This window comes from Pseudomonas sp. S2_B10 (assembly GCF_054668425.1).
The window spans coordinates 5,456,327-5,472,300 of record NZ_CP162768.1; the positions used below are offsets into that span (position 1 = coordinate 5,456,327).

Annotated in this window: 16 protein-coding genes; 6 read left to right on the top strand and 10 right to left on the bottom strand. The window is 60.2% G+C overall.

Annotated features, from left to right (window positions below; all coding sequences use genetic code 11):
- Nucleotides 1-2 precede the first annotated feature (2 nt).
- Nucleotides 3-434 (bottom strand): DoxX family protein, encoded by a 432-nt coding sequence (locus AB4O45_RS24410; RefSeq protein WP_460160678.1) that lies wholly within the window; start codon nucleotides 432-434, stop codon nucleotides 3-5.
- A 295-nt stretch (nucleotides 435-729) separates the two neighbouring features.
- On the opposite strand from AB4O45_RS24410, the gene AB4O45_RS24415 reads away from it, so the two are divergent.
- Nucleotides 730-1,563, top strand: a complete 834-nt coding sequence (locus tag AB4O45_RS24415) for an oxidoreductase (protein WP_056785051.1) — start codon at nucleotides 730-732, stop codon at nucleotides 1,561-1,563.
- Nucleotides 1,564-1,713: 150 nt separating this feature from the next.
- Nucleotides 1,714-2,904 carry an MFS transporter gene (locus AB4O45_RS24420; protein ID WP_460160679.1) on the top strand — a complete coding sequence of 397 codons (1,191 nt, stop codon included), beginning with the start codon at nucleotides 1,714-1,716 and terminating at the stop codon, nucleotides 2,902-2,904.
- Here the strand turns inward: AB4O45_RS24420 and AB4O45_RS24425 are convergent.
- Nucleotides 2,898-3,806 carry a LysR substrate-binding domain-containing protein gene (locus AB4O45_RS24425; RefSeq protein ID WP_423661776.1) on the bottom strand — a complete coding sequence of 303 codons (909 nt, stop codon included), beginning with the start codon at nucleotides 3,804-3,806 and terminating at the stop codon, nucleotides 2,898-2,900. The two genes, AB4O45_RS24420 and AB4O45_RS24425, sit on opposite strands and share 7 nt — an antisense overlap.
- A 204-nt stretch (nucleotides 3,807-4,010) precedes the next feature.
- Between AB4O45_RS24425 and AB4O45_RS24430 the strand changes: the two genes are divergently transcribed.
- Both AB4O45_RS24430 and AB4O45_RS24435 read left to right on the top strand, forming a co-directional pair.
- Nucleotides 4,011-4,580, top strand: a complete 570-nt coding sequence (locus tag AB4O45_RS24430) for an NAD(P)H-dependent oxidoreductase (protein WP_016774391.1) — start codon at nucleotides 4,011-4,013, stop codon at nucleotides 4,578-4,580.
- Between the two features lie 235 nt (nucleotides 4,581-4,815).
- A complete protein-coding gene (locus AB4O45_RS24435; RefSeq protein ID WP_056786820.1) occupies nucleotides 4,816-5,031 on the top strand; it encodes an Atu4866 domain-containing protein in 216 nt (71 codons plus the stop codon).
- A gap of 45 nt (nucleotides 5,032-5,076) precedes the next feature.
- Here AB4O45_RS24435 and AB4O45_RS24440 read toward each other — a convergent pair whose 3' ends face one another.
- From AB4O45_RS24440 to AB4O45_RS24460, 5 genes are all read right to left on the bottom strand, one after another.
- Entirely contained in the window at nucleotides 5,077-5,634 is a 558-nt protein-coding gene (locus AB4O45_RS24440; protein ID WP_056785061.1) for a flavin reductase family protein, read from the bottom strand.
- 137 nt (nucleotides 5,635-5,771) lie between these two features.
- Nucleotides 5,772-6,677, bottom strand: coding sequence for a LysR family transcriptional regulator (locus AB4O45_RS24445; protein ID WP_024012654.1), 906 nt, complete (start codon nucleotides 6,675-6,677; stop codon nucleotides 5,772-5,774).
- Between the two features lie 84 nt (nucleotides 6,678-6,761).
- Nucleotides 6,762-7,328: a GNAT family N-acetyltransferase gene (locus AB4O45_RS24450; protein WP_252877954.1), complete on the bottom strand. Its 567-nt coding sequence runs from the start codon at nucleotides 7,326-7,328 to the stop codon at nucleotides 6,762-6,764.
- An 86-nt stretch (nucleotides 7,329-7,414) separates the two neighbouring features.
- Complete coding sequence (locus AB4O45_RS24455) at nucleotides 7,415-8,419, bottom strand: NAD(P)-dependent oxidoreductase (protein ID WP_460160680.1); 1,005 nt, start codon at nucleotides 8,417-8,419, stop codon at nucleotides 7,415-7,417.
- A 102-nt stretch (nucleotides 8,420-8,521) separates the two neighbouring features.
- Nucleotides 8,522-9,463, bottom strand: coding sequence for a LysR family transcriptional regulator (locus AB4O45_RS24460; RefSeq protein ID WP_460160681.1), 942 nt, complete (start codon nucleotides 9,461-9,463; stop codon nucleotides 8,522-8,524).
- Nucleotides 9,464-9,583: 120 nt separating this feature from the next.
- Here AB4O45_RS24460 and AB4O45_RS24465 point away from each other — a divergent pair, with 120 nt between their 5' ends.
- Both AB4O45_RS24465 and AB4O45_RS24470 read left to right on the top strand, forming a co-directional pair.
- Nucleotides 9,584-10,336: an SDR family NAD(P)-dependent oxidoreductase gene (locus AB4O45_RS24465; protein WP_460160682.1), complete on the top strand. Its 753-nt coding sequence runs from the start codon at nucleotides 9,584-9,586 to the stop codon at nucleotides 10,334-10,336.
- A gap of 220 nt (nucleotides 10,337-10,556) precedes the next feature.
- On the top strand, nucleotides 10,557-11,153 hold the full coding sequence (locus tag AB4O45_RS24470; RefSeq protein WP_150742630.1) for a trypsin-like peptidase domain-containing protein: 597 nt from the start codon (nucleotides 10,557-10,559) through the stop codon (nucleotides 11,151-11,153).
- On the opposite strand, the gene AB4O45_RS24475 is transcribed toward AB4O45_RS24470, so the two are convergent.
- From AB4O45_RS24475 to AB4O45_RS24485, 3 genes are read right to left on the bottom strand one after another with little or no spacing between them, the layout of a single operon-like run.
- A complete protein-coding gene (locus tag AB4O45_RS24475) occupies nucleotides 11,154-12,341 on the bottom strand; it encodes an HlyD family type I secretion periplasmic adaptor subunit (protein ID WP_370593533.1) in 1,188 nt (395 codons plus the stop codon).
- Nucleotides 12,342-12,346: 5 nt separating this feature from the next.
- Complete coding sequence (locus AB4O45_RS24480; protein ID WP_460160683.1) at nucleotides 12,347-14,509, bottom strand: type I secretion system permease/ATPase; 2,163 nt, start codon at nucleotides 14,507-14,509, stop codon at nucleotides 12,347-12,349.
- On the bottom strand, nucleotides 14,506-15,942 hold the full coding sequence (locus tag AB4O45_RS24485) for a TolC family outer membrane protein (RefSeq protein WP_110645707.1): 1,437 nt from the start codon (nucleotides 15,940-15,942) through the stop codon (nucleotides 14,506-14,508). The genes AB4O45_RS24480 and AB4O45_RS24485 overlap by 4 nt, the downstream gene beginning before the upstream one ends.
- Nucleotides 15,943-15,974: the final 32 nt, after the last annotated feature.

Sequence of the window (15,974 nt, forward strand, 5' to 3'; positions counted from 1 at the left end):
GATTAGTGGCGACGTGCGTCGAGGCTGAAACGCCCTGCGCCGAAAGAAACGATCTGCAAGAGCCCACCGGCCATGGCGATATTCTTGAAGAAGTGAATGAACTGATTCTGGTCCGCCAGGGCGTTATGGAAAATCAGTGCGGTCAGTACGCTGAAAATCGCCAACAGCGCTGCGGTGGTACGTGTGCGATAACCGGCGATCAACGCTACGCCGCCGAGAACCTCGACAGCAATCGCCACGCCCAACGCCAGTTCGGGAAAAGGCAACCCGAAAGAGCCGATGTAGCCAATCATCATGGCCGGTGCCGCGATTTTCGACAGGCCCGAAAGAATGAAGATCGCGCTCAGAAGAATCCGCCCGATCAAGGAAACGGTGCTGTTGAGGTTGGAAGACGTTGAAGCAGTGACGCTGGAAATTGTGGCTGCGTGGGACATGACGTGGATTCCGCTGATTTCAGCGCTTCACCATGAAGCGCCGTTGTGGAGCAGATGATGTCACCGCGCAGCTTTGCGCAATAGCCGACAAGTTTCGATGATCAGGTTCGAAAAAATAGAAATGCAGCAGAAATCGAAGTGGACCTTCCACTGTGGTCAGCGACGTGTGTTGGAGAGCAGGATCAGGCAAATGTCGCGGATTAATCGGATAACAGTGGCGGGGCGGATTCGGTACGTTGGTCTCGAACGCGGTTCAGCCGAATCCTGAACCGCCGCTATCTAGAGGAGTACTGCAATGAACGAGACTAAGGTTTGGTTGGTTACAGGCTGTTCCACCGGGTTCGGTCGCCACATCGCCACGGCGCTGCTGAATGAGGGTGAGCGTGTGGTGGTCACGGCGCGCAACACACAGCAGATCGAGGATCTGGCCGCCCTCGGCGACGCTTTGATTCTGCCTCTGGACGTGACCGATCCGGCGCAGGCGATGCAGGTCGTACAGGCGGCCGAGCATCGCTTCGGGCGAGTGGACGTGCTGATCAATAACGCCGGCGTCGGCTATTTCTCATCGATAGAAGACAGCGACGATGGGGCTGTTCGGCGGATGTTCGAGGTCAACTACTTCGGCACGGCCCATATGATTCGCGCGGTACTGCCTGGCATGCGCAAGCGGCGCACCGGCATGATCGTCAACCTCACATCGGTAGGCGGTCTGGTCGGGTTCGAAGCGGTCGGCCACTACTGCGCGACGAAGTTCGCCGTTGAGGGCCTGTCGGAAAGTCTGCGCGCCGAAGTTGCGCCACTGGGTATCGGCGTGATGACCGTTCAGCCCAGCGCCTTCAGAACCCAATGGGCGGGGTCTTCGGGCGCTGCGCAAACGGTGGCCGAGGATTATCAGGCAACCGCCGGCGCTGCGATGCGCGCTTACCAGCAATCTGTTGGCAATCAAGCTGGCGACCCAGACAGGGCGGCAGCGGCGATCTACGCCGCGGTTACCTGCGCAGCGCCGCCGGCGCGCCTGCTGTTGGGCAATGAAGCCTATGAGGCAGCGCAGGCGAAGCTTGCCGCCATGGGCCGCGAGTTCAGCGCATGGGAGTCTACCGCCCGTGGCGCGGACTTCCCGACGGCCTGACAGGCGAAGCCCGCACTGATGGCATGGACGCTACAGAATCAGGCAAACACCTGAGAGGAGTGAGTTAACGGGGACGACGCGGTGCGGGAAAAACTGGGCGAGTGAGTTGACTCGCCCAATTTTGAACGGCATTTACCGAGGAGTATTTGTATGAATTCGTCGTCCCCGTCCCGACCTTTCATGTGGCTCTGCGCATTCGCAGCGGGGGCCATGATCGCTAATCTCTATTATCTGCAGCCGATCCTGTCGTTGGTAACGGGGGCATTTGGTATTCCGCTTGCCACGTCCGGCCTGCTGGTGAGTTGCGCTCAACTTGGCTACACGCTGGGCATTGTGCTGGTCGTCCCGCTCGGTGACGTCCTCGAAAGAAGAGCGCTTCTGAGCCGGATGTTTACCATCAACGCATTAGCGCTGTTTGTGGCTGCGGCCAGCCCGAATTTCTTGCTGTTCTGCGCCGCAGTGTTGATCAGTGGAGTCACGGCATCCGCTGCCATGTTGATTGTGCCGTATGTAGCGTCCATCGCAGCCGAGCATCGGCGCGGTCAAGTGATCGGTGTAGTGATGACCGGGGCCTTGCTCGCGATACCGCTGTCGTGGCTGGTCTCCGGCGGTATCGGCAACGCGGCAGGGTGGCGCTTGGTGTACGCCAGCGCCGGGTGCGCGGCGCTGATCCTGCTCATGCTGCTCAGAATCACCTTGCCAACCGAGCCCGAGCGCCGAGGCCAGCCCGTGCGTTATGAGCAGTTGATGCGCTCGTTGTGGCAACTCATCCTCGAGTACCCAGCGCTTGCTCGCCGGGCGCTTTACGGTGCGCTGGGAATGGCCAGCTTCAGCATGTTGTGGACTGGATTACCAATACTGTTGTCGCAACCGCCGTTCAATTTTTCGACTTCGAGCATCGGACTGATCGGGCTCACGGGAGTGACTGGCGCGTTGATTCCCGGTGTGGTTGGCCGGCTCTGTGATCATGGCTACCGGCACGCGCTGGCATTCGGGTTGGCCTCGTTGATGATACTGGCCTGGGCAATGCTGAGCTTTGCGGCGACAGGGCTCTGGATAATTATCGCTGCCGCAATGGCCTTGAACGTTGGCGTAATGGGCTTGCAGATCACCCATCAATCGGTCATCTACAAACTGGCCCCCGCAGCCAACTCACGGATTACCGCGGTGTTTATCAGTATCAACTTTGTTGGCGGCGCTATTGGCTCCGCAGTTGCAAGTTTCGGTATTCGGTATGTCGGCTGGGAAGGGCTGTGCCTACTGGGCGCTGCTTTGCCCGCGGCTCTTGTGCTGGCCTATGCATTGAAGGAACGGCCCTTTGCCCGCGTTGCGGTTCAATGAACATGCAAATGGGCGGCGAGGAAATCCATCAGGGCTCTTACGCGTGCGGGCAGATGTCCGCCTTGGCCGACGTAAATCGCATGAATCTCCGTGACGCTTGCAGGCACGAATGGTTGCAGGACGCAAACCAACCTTCCGGCAGCCAGGTCATCTGCAACCTGGCAGAACCCCAGCCTGGCTAGCCCTGCGCCCAGCACCGTCAATTCACGCAAGGCGTCGCCATCGCTGACGCGCAGATTGCCTTTTACCGGGTACATACGTTGCTCGCCGCTCTCGTCGAGCAAGGCCCACTCCATGGCGGGAGGCGAAAAGGTGAAACCCAGACAGTTGTGATCGGCAAGGTCTTGAGGCACCAGCGGAGTGCCCTTGGCCGCCAGGTAGTCAGGAGATCCTACGATCAGCCCTCTGGATTGCCCGAGTCGTTTCGCCACAAGGTTGGAGTTCTTGAGCGCTCCGGTGCGTATGGCGATATCCGCACGTGCTTCGATGAGATCGACCACCTCATCGGTGAGGAAAAGTTCGACGCTGACCCCAGGATGTTGATTCATGAACAAGTTGATGATGGGAAGAAAAAGCTGGCGGCCGATACCCACATTAGAGCTGATTCTGACCACTCCCTGCGGTGCAGAACTGGCAGATGCTTCGCGTTCCGCTTCGTCAAGATCGGCCAGTATGGCAACGCTGCGTTCGTAAAAAGCCATTCCTTCTGGCGTCAGCAGTTGCTTGCGCGTGGACCTGCTCAGCAAACGTGCGCCAAGACGGCTTTCCAGGCGCGTCATGAGCTTGCTCACGGCAGAGGGGGTTATCGCGCAAGCTCTTGCGGCCGCTGAATAACCTCCGCGTTCCACCACTTTAACGAACACGCTCATCTCGGCGAAGCAATTGATATCCAGTCGTCGCATGTGAACTCACGTCATAAATCGTGTGCCTGGGCACGGGCTGTTTATCTACCATTTCGCGCGCCTAATATTTTGCCAACGCGATATGGAACGGTTGCCGACTTTGCAAGCAAAGAAGTGGCCACTTCCAACCATCGCGCTCTTGCTGTCACGTTGTTTTCTCTAACCGTAGAACATTGCCAAGTTGATAGCTGCTCGGAGGCTGAAATGACTCACACACTGCAATTAGTACTGATCCATAACAGCAACCAGTCCAACGGCGTAGACACGGCGTTGGTGCAATGGATTACCGCCGTGGTGCAAGACCGCAGCGAATTTGCGTTGAGCGTGGTAGAGCCGTTTGACCTGAGATTTATAGACGATTTTTCGGAACAACCCGGTCGTCGAGTGTGCTTGAGAGCGCTAGCGGCAGCAGATGCCTATATCGTCTTGGTGCCCGCACGTCACCTTGGTTACCAGCATGGATTGAAAGTCTTGATGGCGCGCTGGCCTGAACACCTCCAGGGACGACCTTGTTCATTTGTTGGTTATGGCACCACGACCGGCGGGGAGGATGAGGTCGACGAGCTTGGATGCGAGTTGTTGAAGCTGCAGGCCATGCCTGTTGGTGGCTATGTGAAGTTCGCTGAGATTGCCGAGCGTCTCGAACAAGGCCTCGGACTGGAGCACTTTGCGCAAGCACGGGTTTCGATGGCGCAGTTGTTGATCCAGCTGGCCTGGTGGGCACGGGCGCTGAAAGATGCGCGGGCCTTCTCTCCTTTGCAGAAGTTCGCGTAGTCCTTCGCTTAGACGTTCTGCGAGCGCCTGGAGCATTGGGCAAAACCTGCGCAGGAATTGCATAACGGCACCGCGCCGCGACTTTTTACTCTTGCTTCAAATCCTGCTGAACGGCAGGAAACTATGATCTGAAAACAGGAGTTCTAAAATGTCCGATGTCGAAATTCGCGTAACCCCTGATGCGCAAGAAAACGCCACGGCAAATCCAGCCGGCGATCAGGGCAAGTACGTTGGCATGTGGGTGACAGCCGACGGTCATATTCGCCATGAGTTGCTGCCAGGAGGGCGATATGACGAGGCTCGCGGTCGGCAAAAAAGCGCTTATCAAGGGCGCTACTGGCTGGAAGGCGACCACATCGAGTATGTGGACGATACTGGCTTTACCGCAGACGGAGAGTTTCGAGATAACGTGCTGTACCACGCGGGCATGGTGTTATATCCCGAGCGCTGACGCATAAGCCGGAATGAACATTCCGGCTTTTTTATTAGTGTCGTATTACAGATTCTGTGGGCGGAATTGATCGCGCAAATCCAGGGTTTCGCCCGCCACCATAAATTTCCCCTGCCCGCGGTAATGCAGGGTTTTGGGGTTTTTCACCGACGTAGCCACATGCGCCTTGACCACTTCCCACACGAACAGACCGTACTCGCCGATAAGATTGGAGTCGAACAGCTTGCACTCGAAATTGGCGTAGCACTCTTTGATCAACGGGGCCTTTACCCGTTCTGCGGGGGCGGCTGTGAGGTCAAATTGGGCAAACTTGTCGATGGCGCCACCGCTGCTGTTGCCGACGGCAACAACCTGGTCCACCAATTCGACGGTGGGCACGTTGATGACGCACTGCTGGCTGTTGTGGATCAGCTCGTAGCTGTGGTTTGCACTCCAGATGTAGCAGCCAAACAGGGCGGGGGAGAACTGCATCATCATGTGCCAACCCATGGTCATTATGTTGGTTTCACCTTGCCAGGCGGAGGTCACCAGGACGATGGGGCCGGTTTCCAGATGCTGGCGAACCTCGCTCAAAGGGAAGTCGGATTTTCGAAATGCGGTCATGGCGCCTCCGGGGATCAAAAGAGGATAAACAGTTGTTGTCAGTCGCTTTCGACAATTCAACTTTCCTGCTTTTTGACATGCATCTCTCCGGCAGCCTTGCTCAGGCTGTCGGATTTTTGCTCTTTTCCCTGAATTGCTTACGTCGGCAAGAGCTGTTCGCCGAACCGCTTGATCAGCCACTGCCCAGCCGGACCGGGCGGCGAGTCGGTTCGATAAATCGCATCGAAGGCATAGGTGCCGCCTTTACAGTCGGGCATATCAAGCTCGACCAGGCGTCCTTCGTCCAGGTCAGACTGAACCATGGGCACCGGCATATTCCCCCATCCGATGCCCTCTTTGAGAAGCATGTGTTTGGCGCCCAGATCCGCCAGTCGCCAAGTGCGAGTGCTCACGACGGCAAAGTCCTTGTCACCCGTAAGCGTTGAACGATCCGATAGCACCAATTGAACAAACTCTCTGGCAGCGCCAGGGGATTTGGAACACTCGGTTGCAAGCGGGTGTGCAGGCGCGGCGACCGGTATCAATTGAACACTGCCCACGCCGATGCGCTCGATGCCGTCCAGGCCAATGTCCAGCGGACCGCTGATGCCGACTCCAGCTTTCTTCTCCATCACCAGTTGGGTCACTGCCCCCAAGGCTTCCATGTGCAAGTGCAGAGTGACTGTGGGAAATTCTTCCCTGAAGGTCCTCAACGCATCGACTACTCGCTCGGCAGGGAGCATTACATCGAGCGCGAGGTGAACTTCTGCTTCAAGCCCATGCAGCAAACCGGAGACTTTTGCGCGCAGCCCATTTACGCCGTTGGTAATAGTGCGTGCTTCAGCCAGGACGGTTCGACCTGCCTCCGTCAGTTGCGGTTTGCGCGTGGTTTTGCGGTCAAACAGTGAAACCCCGAGCTGCATCTCCAGATTGGAAATGGAGTAACTCACCACCGATGTCGCGCGATGCAGTTTTCTGGCCGCAGCGGCAAAACTGCCCACTTCTACAACCGTCAGAAATACTTTCAGTTGATCAAGCGTTGGTGTTCCTGGATCGGAGATCATTTCTACTGTCTCGAACGTTTGGGGAGTACTTGTCCTGATTTTGCAGACAGCAGCATATACGCAAGATTGAGCACTTGATCGGCTCTAACAATCAATTGACCGGTTTGTTTCTTCGGCAAGCCATTCGCTGCGCGTGATCTCCCACACCTCCACCGGCATCGGCCCCGACACAAACTGGCCGTCCCGTGTTTCAGCCATCCGCATGCCTTCATCTTCGGAAATCTTGCGCGAAGCGCGGTTGGCGGCGGCCTTGGGCACCTGCATCAATGGGCGCATCAACGTATCGAACCAGTAGGCATTGATCACCTTGCAGGCCTCGCGCATGTAGCCGTTGCCCTGAAACTGTGGGGCGAGCCAGAAGCCTCGATGGTTACCCGGTTGATCAAACAGGCTGATACTGCCGATGCAGCTCTCGGGCTGAACGCGGGTGCGGATCATCCAGTGCCATTCCTTTGCGGCAGCCATCGCGGGCAGCGCGACATCGCGGACGTAAACAAGCGCGCCGTCGTCCGGATACGGCCACGGAACGCGGCTGTCGAGATAGCGCACGACCTCCCATTGCGGAAACAATTGTTGCACCGCCGCTGCATCACTCAGTTGCAGCGGCGTGAGGATCAAGCGGCGGGTGTAAAGCGTGGGGATGCAATCCATGGCAATCAATCCTTGCGAGCAGTGGCGGGCAGGACCGGTACTCTCTCAAACGAGCAGTTCAAGTGTCGAGCGACCTGTGCGCGGTCTCATTGAAGCAGTTCGATCAACTCCCCAGCGTCCTCTCTCAACCGCTGCAAAAACACCTGTGCCTCCAGCAACTGATACGGGAAATACAGCCCCGGCCTTACCGGCGCTTGCCCATCCAGCCCAACCAGTCGCTCCAGCAGCATGGCCACGCTGAGCCCGGTCAACGCCGCTGCACCTGCGCGGTGAACCACGGCGTGGCGGGTGCGCAATGGCTGTCCATCGTGATCCGTGCCTTCAAGTTCGATGAGTATCTCCGTCGACATCGGCTGACCCTGACGCCGGGTCGAGCTGACGCCGCTGGCGAGGTTGAACTCGACGTTCGGGGCGTCGGTGGCGGCGGCCAGGCCGGTGACGTCGATGGAGGAGAAGCCGGCGCCCTGCAGGGTGGTGCCGTCGACGGCGCGGAAGCTGACCTTGGCATCGTCGCCTTCACGCCAGATGAATTCGCCGTCACGGCGGGTCAGCGCGGCGGGCAGCATTTTGTTCAGGTGCTCGAAATCGACGGCCACGGTCGGGCCGCCGCCGTCCTGTTCGTCGACCAGTGCATGGATGTGGATGTCGTGCACGCGGGCGAATGCCTTGGCGAGGTGCAGCGTTGCCACGGTGGTGGCACCGACCATCCATTCGTAGCCGAGGACAATGGGCGACGCGTCAGGCGTGTGCATGAAACTGGCGATCTGCGGGGCGATTTCGAACACGCCGGAAGAGATGCTCAAGTGCGGCACCTTGCGCTTTTGCGCAAAGCGCAGCCCGGCGAGGGCGTGGTCCATGTAGAACAAGGCGATGGCGCTGACCGGGCGATCACCCAGTCCCAGATCTTCTGCGCGAGCATCGATGACCACACCCTGGGCATTGCCGATTTGCTCGGCGGTTTGCTCAGCCCTGGCGAGGTCGCGTCCGCCGATCAGCAACGGAACGTCGGGATGCGCCGCGCGCAATGCGCGGGCTGTCTGGTGGCCAATGGCGCCGGAACCGCCCATGAACAGAATGGGATGAAGTGGCATGAATCCTCCTCATTTTTCCTGGATTGAAACGTGCTTTGGCTAAACACCCTAACACGCACTTTCCGGATTGCCCGTGCGGTCCTCAGGCGCACCGACGAACGTTCATTTGAGCAAGTACGAAGCGTGGGCCGGATCACAGCGCCACACCGGCTCTGACAGATGCTCGGCAAAGAAGTCGGACAGCGCGCGGATTTTCGCTGGCCGACTGCGTGCAGACGGCGTCACGAAATACAGGCCGCCGCGCGTCATGTGCCACTCCGGCAGCAACACTTCCAGCCGCCCATCGGCCAGGTATTCGCTGGCGATGAATTCCGGTAGTTCGGCGATCGCCAGCCCTTCGAGCAACACCGGCAGCAGCGCATCGGAATTGGTCACGCGCAACGGGCCTTTCGGCACGACATCTTCCTCGACGCCGCTCTCGTGGGTGAAGCGCCAGACTTGTGTACGCGCACGGTAGGCGTAACTCAGGCACGAACGCGTCGCCAGATCACGCGGGTGCGCGGGACGTCCATGAGTTTCCAGGTAGCCGGGAGACGCTACCAGCAACTGGCTCACGGCGCACAGTCGACGCGCGACCAGCGATGAATCGGGCAGGGCGGCGATACGCAACGCGGCGTCGAAACCCTCGGCGATCAGGTCGACCGAGGCGTCGTGCAAATGCAGGTCGACAAACAGCTCGGGGAATCGGCGCAGCAGTTCGGGCAACAACGGCGCGATCCAGCGCAAACCGAAAGACATGGGCACGGCGAGGCGCACTTGTCCGCGCGGCTGCACCGAGAGGTCCTGGGCTTCACTCTCGACTTCCTCGGCCTGCCGGTAAATGTCCCCGGCTTTGACCGCCATGCTCGAACCGAACTCAGTCAGTGCCAATTGCCGCGAGGTGCGGTTGAACAGGCGACCGCCGAGGCGCTCTTCGAGCCGCGCTATCGCGCGCGACACCGTCGGTACCGAAACACCCATGACCCGCGCGGCGGAGGCGAACGAACCTTCCTCCGCGACTTTGGCGAACATCGCCAGACCTTCAAAATCAGGCAGTTTGCTCATTTCAATTCTGCAACGATGAGTTTCAGACAAGTCTATTTTGAAAGGTCTACAGCGTCGATAAGCTTTGCCCAATGCGCAACCCAACGCTGACTGGCTGTACTCACGTTCTGGAGAAGACTTATGACTGGCAAACTTCAAGGCAAAATCGCACTGGTTACCGGCGGCACCACTGGTATTGGCCTTGCCACGGCCAAGCGCTTCGCCGAAGAAGGCGCTTACGTTTACATTACCGGCCGTCGTCAGGCTGAGCTCGATGCCGCCGTTGCCCTGGTCGGCAACGCCAAAGGCGTTCAGGTTGACTCGACGAACCTCGAACAGCTCGATGCGCTGTACCAGCAAATCGGTGCCGAGAAAGGCTACCTCGATGTGCTTGTCGCCAACGCCGGCGGTGGGTCGATGCTTCCATTGGGTGAGATCACTGAGGCGCACTACGACGATACCTTTGATCGCAACGTCAAAGGCGTGCTGTTCACCGTGCAGAAAGCCCTGCCGCTGCTGGCCAAAGGCGCATCGGTGATTCTCACAGGTTCCACAGCGGGCAGTTCCGGCACGGCGGCGTTCAGTGTGTATTCCGCGTCGAAGGCGGCTGTCAGGGCATTTGTGCGCAGCTGGATTCTCGACTTGAAGGGTCGCAACGTGCGCATCAACACACTCAGTCCCGGCGCAACCAAAACCCCGGGGCTGGTGGGGCTGGCCGGTCCGGACGCTGAACAGCAACAGGGTTTGCTCGATTACATGGCGTCGCAGATACCGATGGGGCGTGTCGGCGAGCCGGGAGAAATCGCCGCTGCCGCTGTGTTCCTCGCCTCGGACGACTCGAGCTTTGTGAACGGTATCGAGCTGTTTGTCGACGGTGGTCAAGCGCAGATCTGAGTATGAATGGGACGATGACGACCATCGTCCCAACATCGCTACTTGGATCCAATCATTGACTGAGTATATCGCACGCCGACAAACGGTAGGCTGAGCCTATTGCTAAAAGTGATGGCGCAATGACATATTGCAGCACCTTTCCTCACTTCAAGATGTACCGAAAATGCGCCCCCTCAAGTCACTTGTTGCAGCGTCGTTGCTGCTCAGCGGGTGCAATGGAATGCCAGTCGCTTATGTTCAGGATCCTGTTTTAGACCAAGCCTTTGTCGTCCACTCCGGCGCACCTTTGCCTTACGTGCTGATGGGGTCGGCTGTGCAATGGAACGAAGACTTCGCCGTGACGGTGAAGCACATTCCTTACTTGTCGGGCACGGTTTTCCAAGGGCAGGCAGACGTACAGTTCTTCCGCCACAAGGCCAATAGCGTGCCGGCGTGGCGCGGCTACAAGCCGGGCGAAGAGCTGACTTCGGTGGGCTTCAATTCGCTGTACATGTCGGTCAAGGGTACCGGCCAGGCGTTGCCGGCGATGGTTCGCCTCGACGTCAAAGAGGGCAATGTGCTTTACGGCACCCACAATGGCGCACTGGCCAAAGGCATGTCCGGCGGGCCGGTGTTTTCCGCCGATGGCAAAGTGGTTGGCATCAACGTGGCGTTTCTCACCCGCGATGATGTCAGCCGCCTCAAGCGCAAGGACTTGCTCGATCAACCGCGCGTAAGCATCTTTTTGCCGTACGCGGAGATCAATCGCGAGTGGTCGCGCTATCAGGCCAGCATCACCCCCACAGCGCCACCAGCGACCAAACTGGCCAGCCGCTGATCAGCGTTCGCGCAACGCTTCGCGGGCGCGGTTGAGTGGTTTGATCAGGTAGTCGAGCACGGTTTTTTCGCCGGTACGAATGTCCACCGTGGCGATCATCCCGGGGACGATGGCGAAGCGTTTGCCGGCCTTGTTGCGCAGTTCATCCGAAGCGGTACGGATGAACACGCGGTAGTAGAAGATCTCCGGCTTGGCTTCGTCCTGGATGGTGTCCGGCGAGATCGTCACCACCTCGCCGTCGAGGCTGCCGTAGATCGAATAGTCATAGGCGGTAATTTTCACTTTCGCCGCCTGGCCTGGGTGAATGAAGGCGATGTCGCGCGGCGAGATGCGCGTCTCGATCAGCAGTTGTTCATCAAGCGGCACGATCTGCATGACCTGGCCGTTGGGCGCAATGACGCCGCCAATCGTGCTGACCTCGATGTCCTTGACGATGCCGCGAACCGGCGAGCGCAGGGTCAGGCGCGACAGTGAATCGGTGCGCCCACGGATCACCGCTTCGAGCATCTGCGCCTCGGCGTTGGCTTTGGCCAGGTCTTCGCGGGCGCGGACCATGTAATCGGAGCGGGCTTCGGTGGCTTTCAATTCCAGCTCCGAACGCTGACGGGTCAGGCGCAGCACTTCGACCCGGCTCGAGGCACCGATCTTCGCCAGATTCTCGGTGATCGCCAGTTCGCTACGTACCAGTTTCAGCGAGCTCTGAATGCCGTCGAGGGTTTCCGCCAGACCTTTGCGCCGGGTCTGGTAGAGCTCGGTTTCGGCGCGGATCAGATCGGGAAACTCCTGCAGCGATGCGTCGAAGGTCAGGGGCTTTTCGCTGACTTCGGCCTGCAAGCGGTTGACGCTGGCCAGCGCCGCGCGGTACTTGGCCGCGCTTTCGCCGACGTTGGACTGGTTCTTCACTGGGTCCAATTGCGCGAGGATCTGCCCGCGCTCGACCAAAGCACCTTCGCTGACATTGAGCTGTTCGAGAATGCCGCCCTCCATCGACTGGATCACCTGCTCGCGCGAGCTGGGCACCACTTTGCCGGTGCCGGTCGAGACCTCGACGATCTCAAACCACGCCGCCCAGGCAATGAAGCAGGCGAGCATCAGCGCGCAACCCCAGATCACCTTTGCGCCACCGGCAAGAGCGCGCTCATCGCGGCCGTCGAGGTAGGACATCGGGTCCGGCACGTCGGTCATCATCGGCTTCATACCGCCACTCCTTTACCCGGTGCGCGCAGCCGCGCGAGGGCCGCGTCGCGGTGGTCGTCGATGACGATACGCCCATTGTCGAGAACGATGATCCGCTCGACCAGTTGCAACACACTGACCCGGTGCGTGGCGACCACCAGCGTTCGGCCCTGGGTCCAGGTCGCGAGTTTTTCCAGCAGCAAACGCTCGGTGACGTCATCGAGCGCGGCTGTCGGTTCATCGAGCAACAGCACTTGTGGCTGACGGATCAACAAGCGTGACAGCAACAGGCTTTGACGCTGACCTCCGGACAAACCCAGGCCGCCCTCAAGCACCAGGTGATCCATGCCTTTGGGCAGCTGCCGAACAAAGTCCAGGGCACCGGTGACGGTCAGCGCGGCGATGATTTCCTGATCGCTGGCCTGACCGGCGCCGAGGGTGATGTTGTCGCGCAAGGTGCCATGAAACAGTCGCGCCTGTTGCGACAGCAGGCCGACGTCGCGGCGCAGATCGGCCGGATCCAGATGCGCAAGGGCAATGCCGTCCAGAGTGGTTTCACCGCTGCTCAGATCCATCGCGCCGCCCAGCGCTTGCAGCAGCGTTGACTTGCCGGCGCCGTTGCGGCCGAGCAGGGCTATGCGCTCGCCGGGGCGAATGCTCAAATCGATGTTGTTGAGCGCCGGGGTCGCTTCCTCGCTGTAGCGAAAACTGGCCTGACGCAGGCGGTAGTCGCCGCGAATCGCCGGCAGGTGCACGCGCTGACTGCCTTCGGGATGATCCACCGGCATCTGCATGATCCGGTTCAAGCCTTCGAGCGCGACCTTGGCCTGCTGCCATCGGGTGAGCACGTGGGTCAGTTGCGCCATCGGCCCCATCATCCGCGACGACAGAATCGACGCCGCGACCAGACTGCCGGTGGTCAGGTCGCCGGCAATCACCATTGGCGCGCCGAACACAATGACCACCGCGAACACTCCGCCTTGCACGTTCTGCGTCCACGCCACCAGGCTGTTGGTCAGGGTGCGCAGGCGCAGGCTGCTGTCCGCCGAGGCGGCGTTGTACTGGTTCCATTGTTGCTGGAAACGCTGCTCGGCCTGCAATGCCTTGATGTCGTCGAGGCCCTGAATACTTTCTACCAGCATGGCGTTGCGCAGCGCCGCTTCACGCATCGATGCATTGGCCAGTCGCGCCAGACGCGGTTGCGCGATGATCCCGGGCAGCAACATGAACACCAGCGCCACCAGTGGAATCAGCACCAGCGGCCCGCCGATCAAATAGAACACCAGCAGGAACAGCAGGAAAAACGGCATGTCCGCCAGTGCCGTGGCAGTGCTGGAGGTGATCAGGTCGCGGATCTGCTCCAGCTCGCGCAACTGCGATATGAACGAACCGGTGGATTTCGGCCGCGCGGAATTGCGCAGACGCAAGGCGTGGCCGAAGACCAGATCGGAGACGCGCAAATCGGCGCGCTTGCCCAGCACATCGGTGATGCGCAGACGCAGAATGCGCATGACGAAATCGAACAGCAGCGCCAGCATCACCCCGCCGAACAACACGTACAGGGTCGGCAGCGACTCGGCCGGAATCACCCGGTCGTACACCTGCATGGAAAACAGCACCCCGGCCATGCCCAGCAGGTTGGCGACCAGCGAGGCGATCATCACCTGGCTGTAGGGCCGCAGATCGGTGAGGACGATGCGCCGGAACCAGTGCTCGTCGTAGGGTTTGATGTAATCGTTGGTGCGCACGTCCGCCACCGGTTGCGTCGGACGCAGAATCACCGTGCGCAGCGCCTGCTCGGCGAGCGCGCCAGCCTCCATGCGGCTCTGCAAACCTTGATCGCCACTGAAGCAGATGCCCAGCTCGCCGGTTTCGCCGATGCTTTCGAGCACGCCGACCTGACCGTCGCGCAGTTGCACCACCAGCGGCGTGCGCCAGCGGCTCAGGCTCTTGTTGTCGAATGCCGCGAATTTCACGCTCAAACCGGCCTGGCGCGCCATGTGTCGAACCACTTCTTCGACGCGGCCCTCGCTGTGCACCGAGGCCAGACGCACGCTTTCCGGCGAGACGTCGAGGCGATAGTGACGGGCGACCTTGAGCACCGCTTCCAGCCATGGCGAATAATCTTCGCGAGCTTCGGCAGCGGCGGGTTCGGGGACAGTGATGCTGACATCGGTCATGGCAGGATCTCGACATTCTGGATGGCGCTGTGGTCGATGCCGAAGACCCGGCGAATCGCACCGCTGTTGTAGAAGCAGTCGATCTGCAGACGTTGCAGATCAGCCTGGGTGTTGACCAGATCGAAGCGCGACTGGTGGATTTCCTGCTCGGCGTTGAGCAGGTCGAGCAGCGGCCGCGTGCCCAGTTCCAGGTACTGGCGGCCATACAACATGCGCGCCTCGGTGATGCTGGTCTGGCGAAATTCCAGCGAGCGCAGCCGCCGGTTCAGGCCCGAGGTTTGCGCCTGGGCTTCGGCCAGACCCTGGCGCGCTTGCAGACGGGCGAAGTCTTCGGCCGAGTCCGCTGCGGTCAGTGCATGCCCGGCGGCGCGGCTGCGCGCACTGATCGCACCGCCCTGGTAGATCGGCACTTCGAGATTGAGAAAGATCCCGACCTGAGTGCGATCGGCGCGCGAGTTCTGATCGTCGTAATGGTCGTCCAGATATTGGTTGACCGACGGTTGCAGCGACAGGGTCGGGTAGGCCTCGGCTTTGGCCTGGGCCAGCTCGGCCTGGGCCTGAGTGCGTTGCGCGGCGGCCTGGAGGACGGCGGGCAGGGTGTCGGAAATCTGCGACGCGTCACAGGCCTGAGTCAATGTCGGCGCGGCGGCGTCGCTGACCGCCGGCGGCGTGCGCCGTCCGAGCAGACTGGTCAGGGTCGCTTGCCAGCGTGCGTATTGCGCCTTGAATTCCTGCAATGTCGCCGTCGCGCCTTCGGCCCGGGACTGCGCCTGGACCATATCGGAACGGGTGCTGGCGCCCATGTCGCTGCGCTGTCTGGCCAGGTCAACGATGCCGCCGATGCCCTGAATCTGTTCACGGGCAACCTCGAGCAGACGCTGATAACGCTGCACTTCGATGTAGGCTCTGGCGGTGTCGCGGGCGATGTCGTCGATCGCCAGCAGAATCCCGGCCTGACTGCGCGCCACCCGGGCGCGGGCGGCGTCGACCGAACTGGAAACCTTGCCGAAGTCATACAGCATCTGTTTGAGGGAAATGTTCACCGACTGGCTGCCGGCATCGCTGCCGTAACCGCTGGTGTAGCCACCCTTGATGCCGCCGGTGACCTGCGGGTAATAACCGGACTCGGCGACGTTGACCCCTTCGCCTTGCTGGAACAGGGTGCCGATGGCCTCGCCGATGCGTGGGTGCCAGTCCACGGCCAGCCTGACCGCTTGTTCCAGCCCCAAAGTATCCGCGTTGGCGGCCGTTTTTGAAGCAGGGGCAGGGCGCTGACGATTGTCATTGCCTGCAGGTTGTTGCAGTTGCGACGGGCTGATGCTGCGCAAGCTGCTGTCGAGGTTGTCGTCAGCGCGAACGCCGACGGTGAACGCGGGGTAGAGGCCGATGGTCAACAGGACCACCGGCCATTTCTGGCGAAAAACTGACTCCACAGACTTCCCTTACTGTTGAGAGACCGACGTTT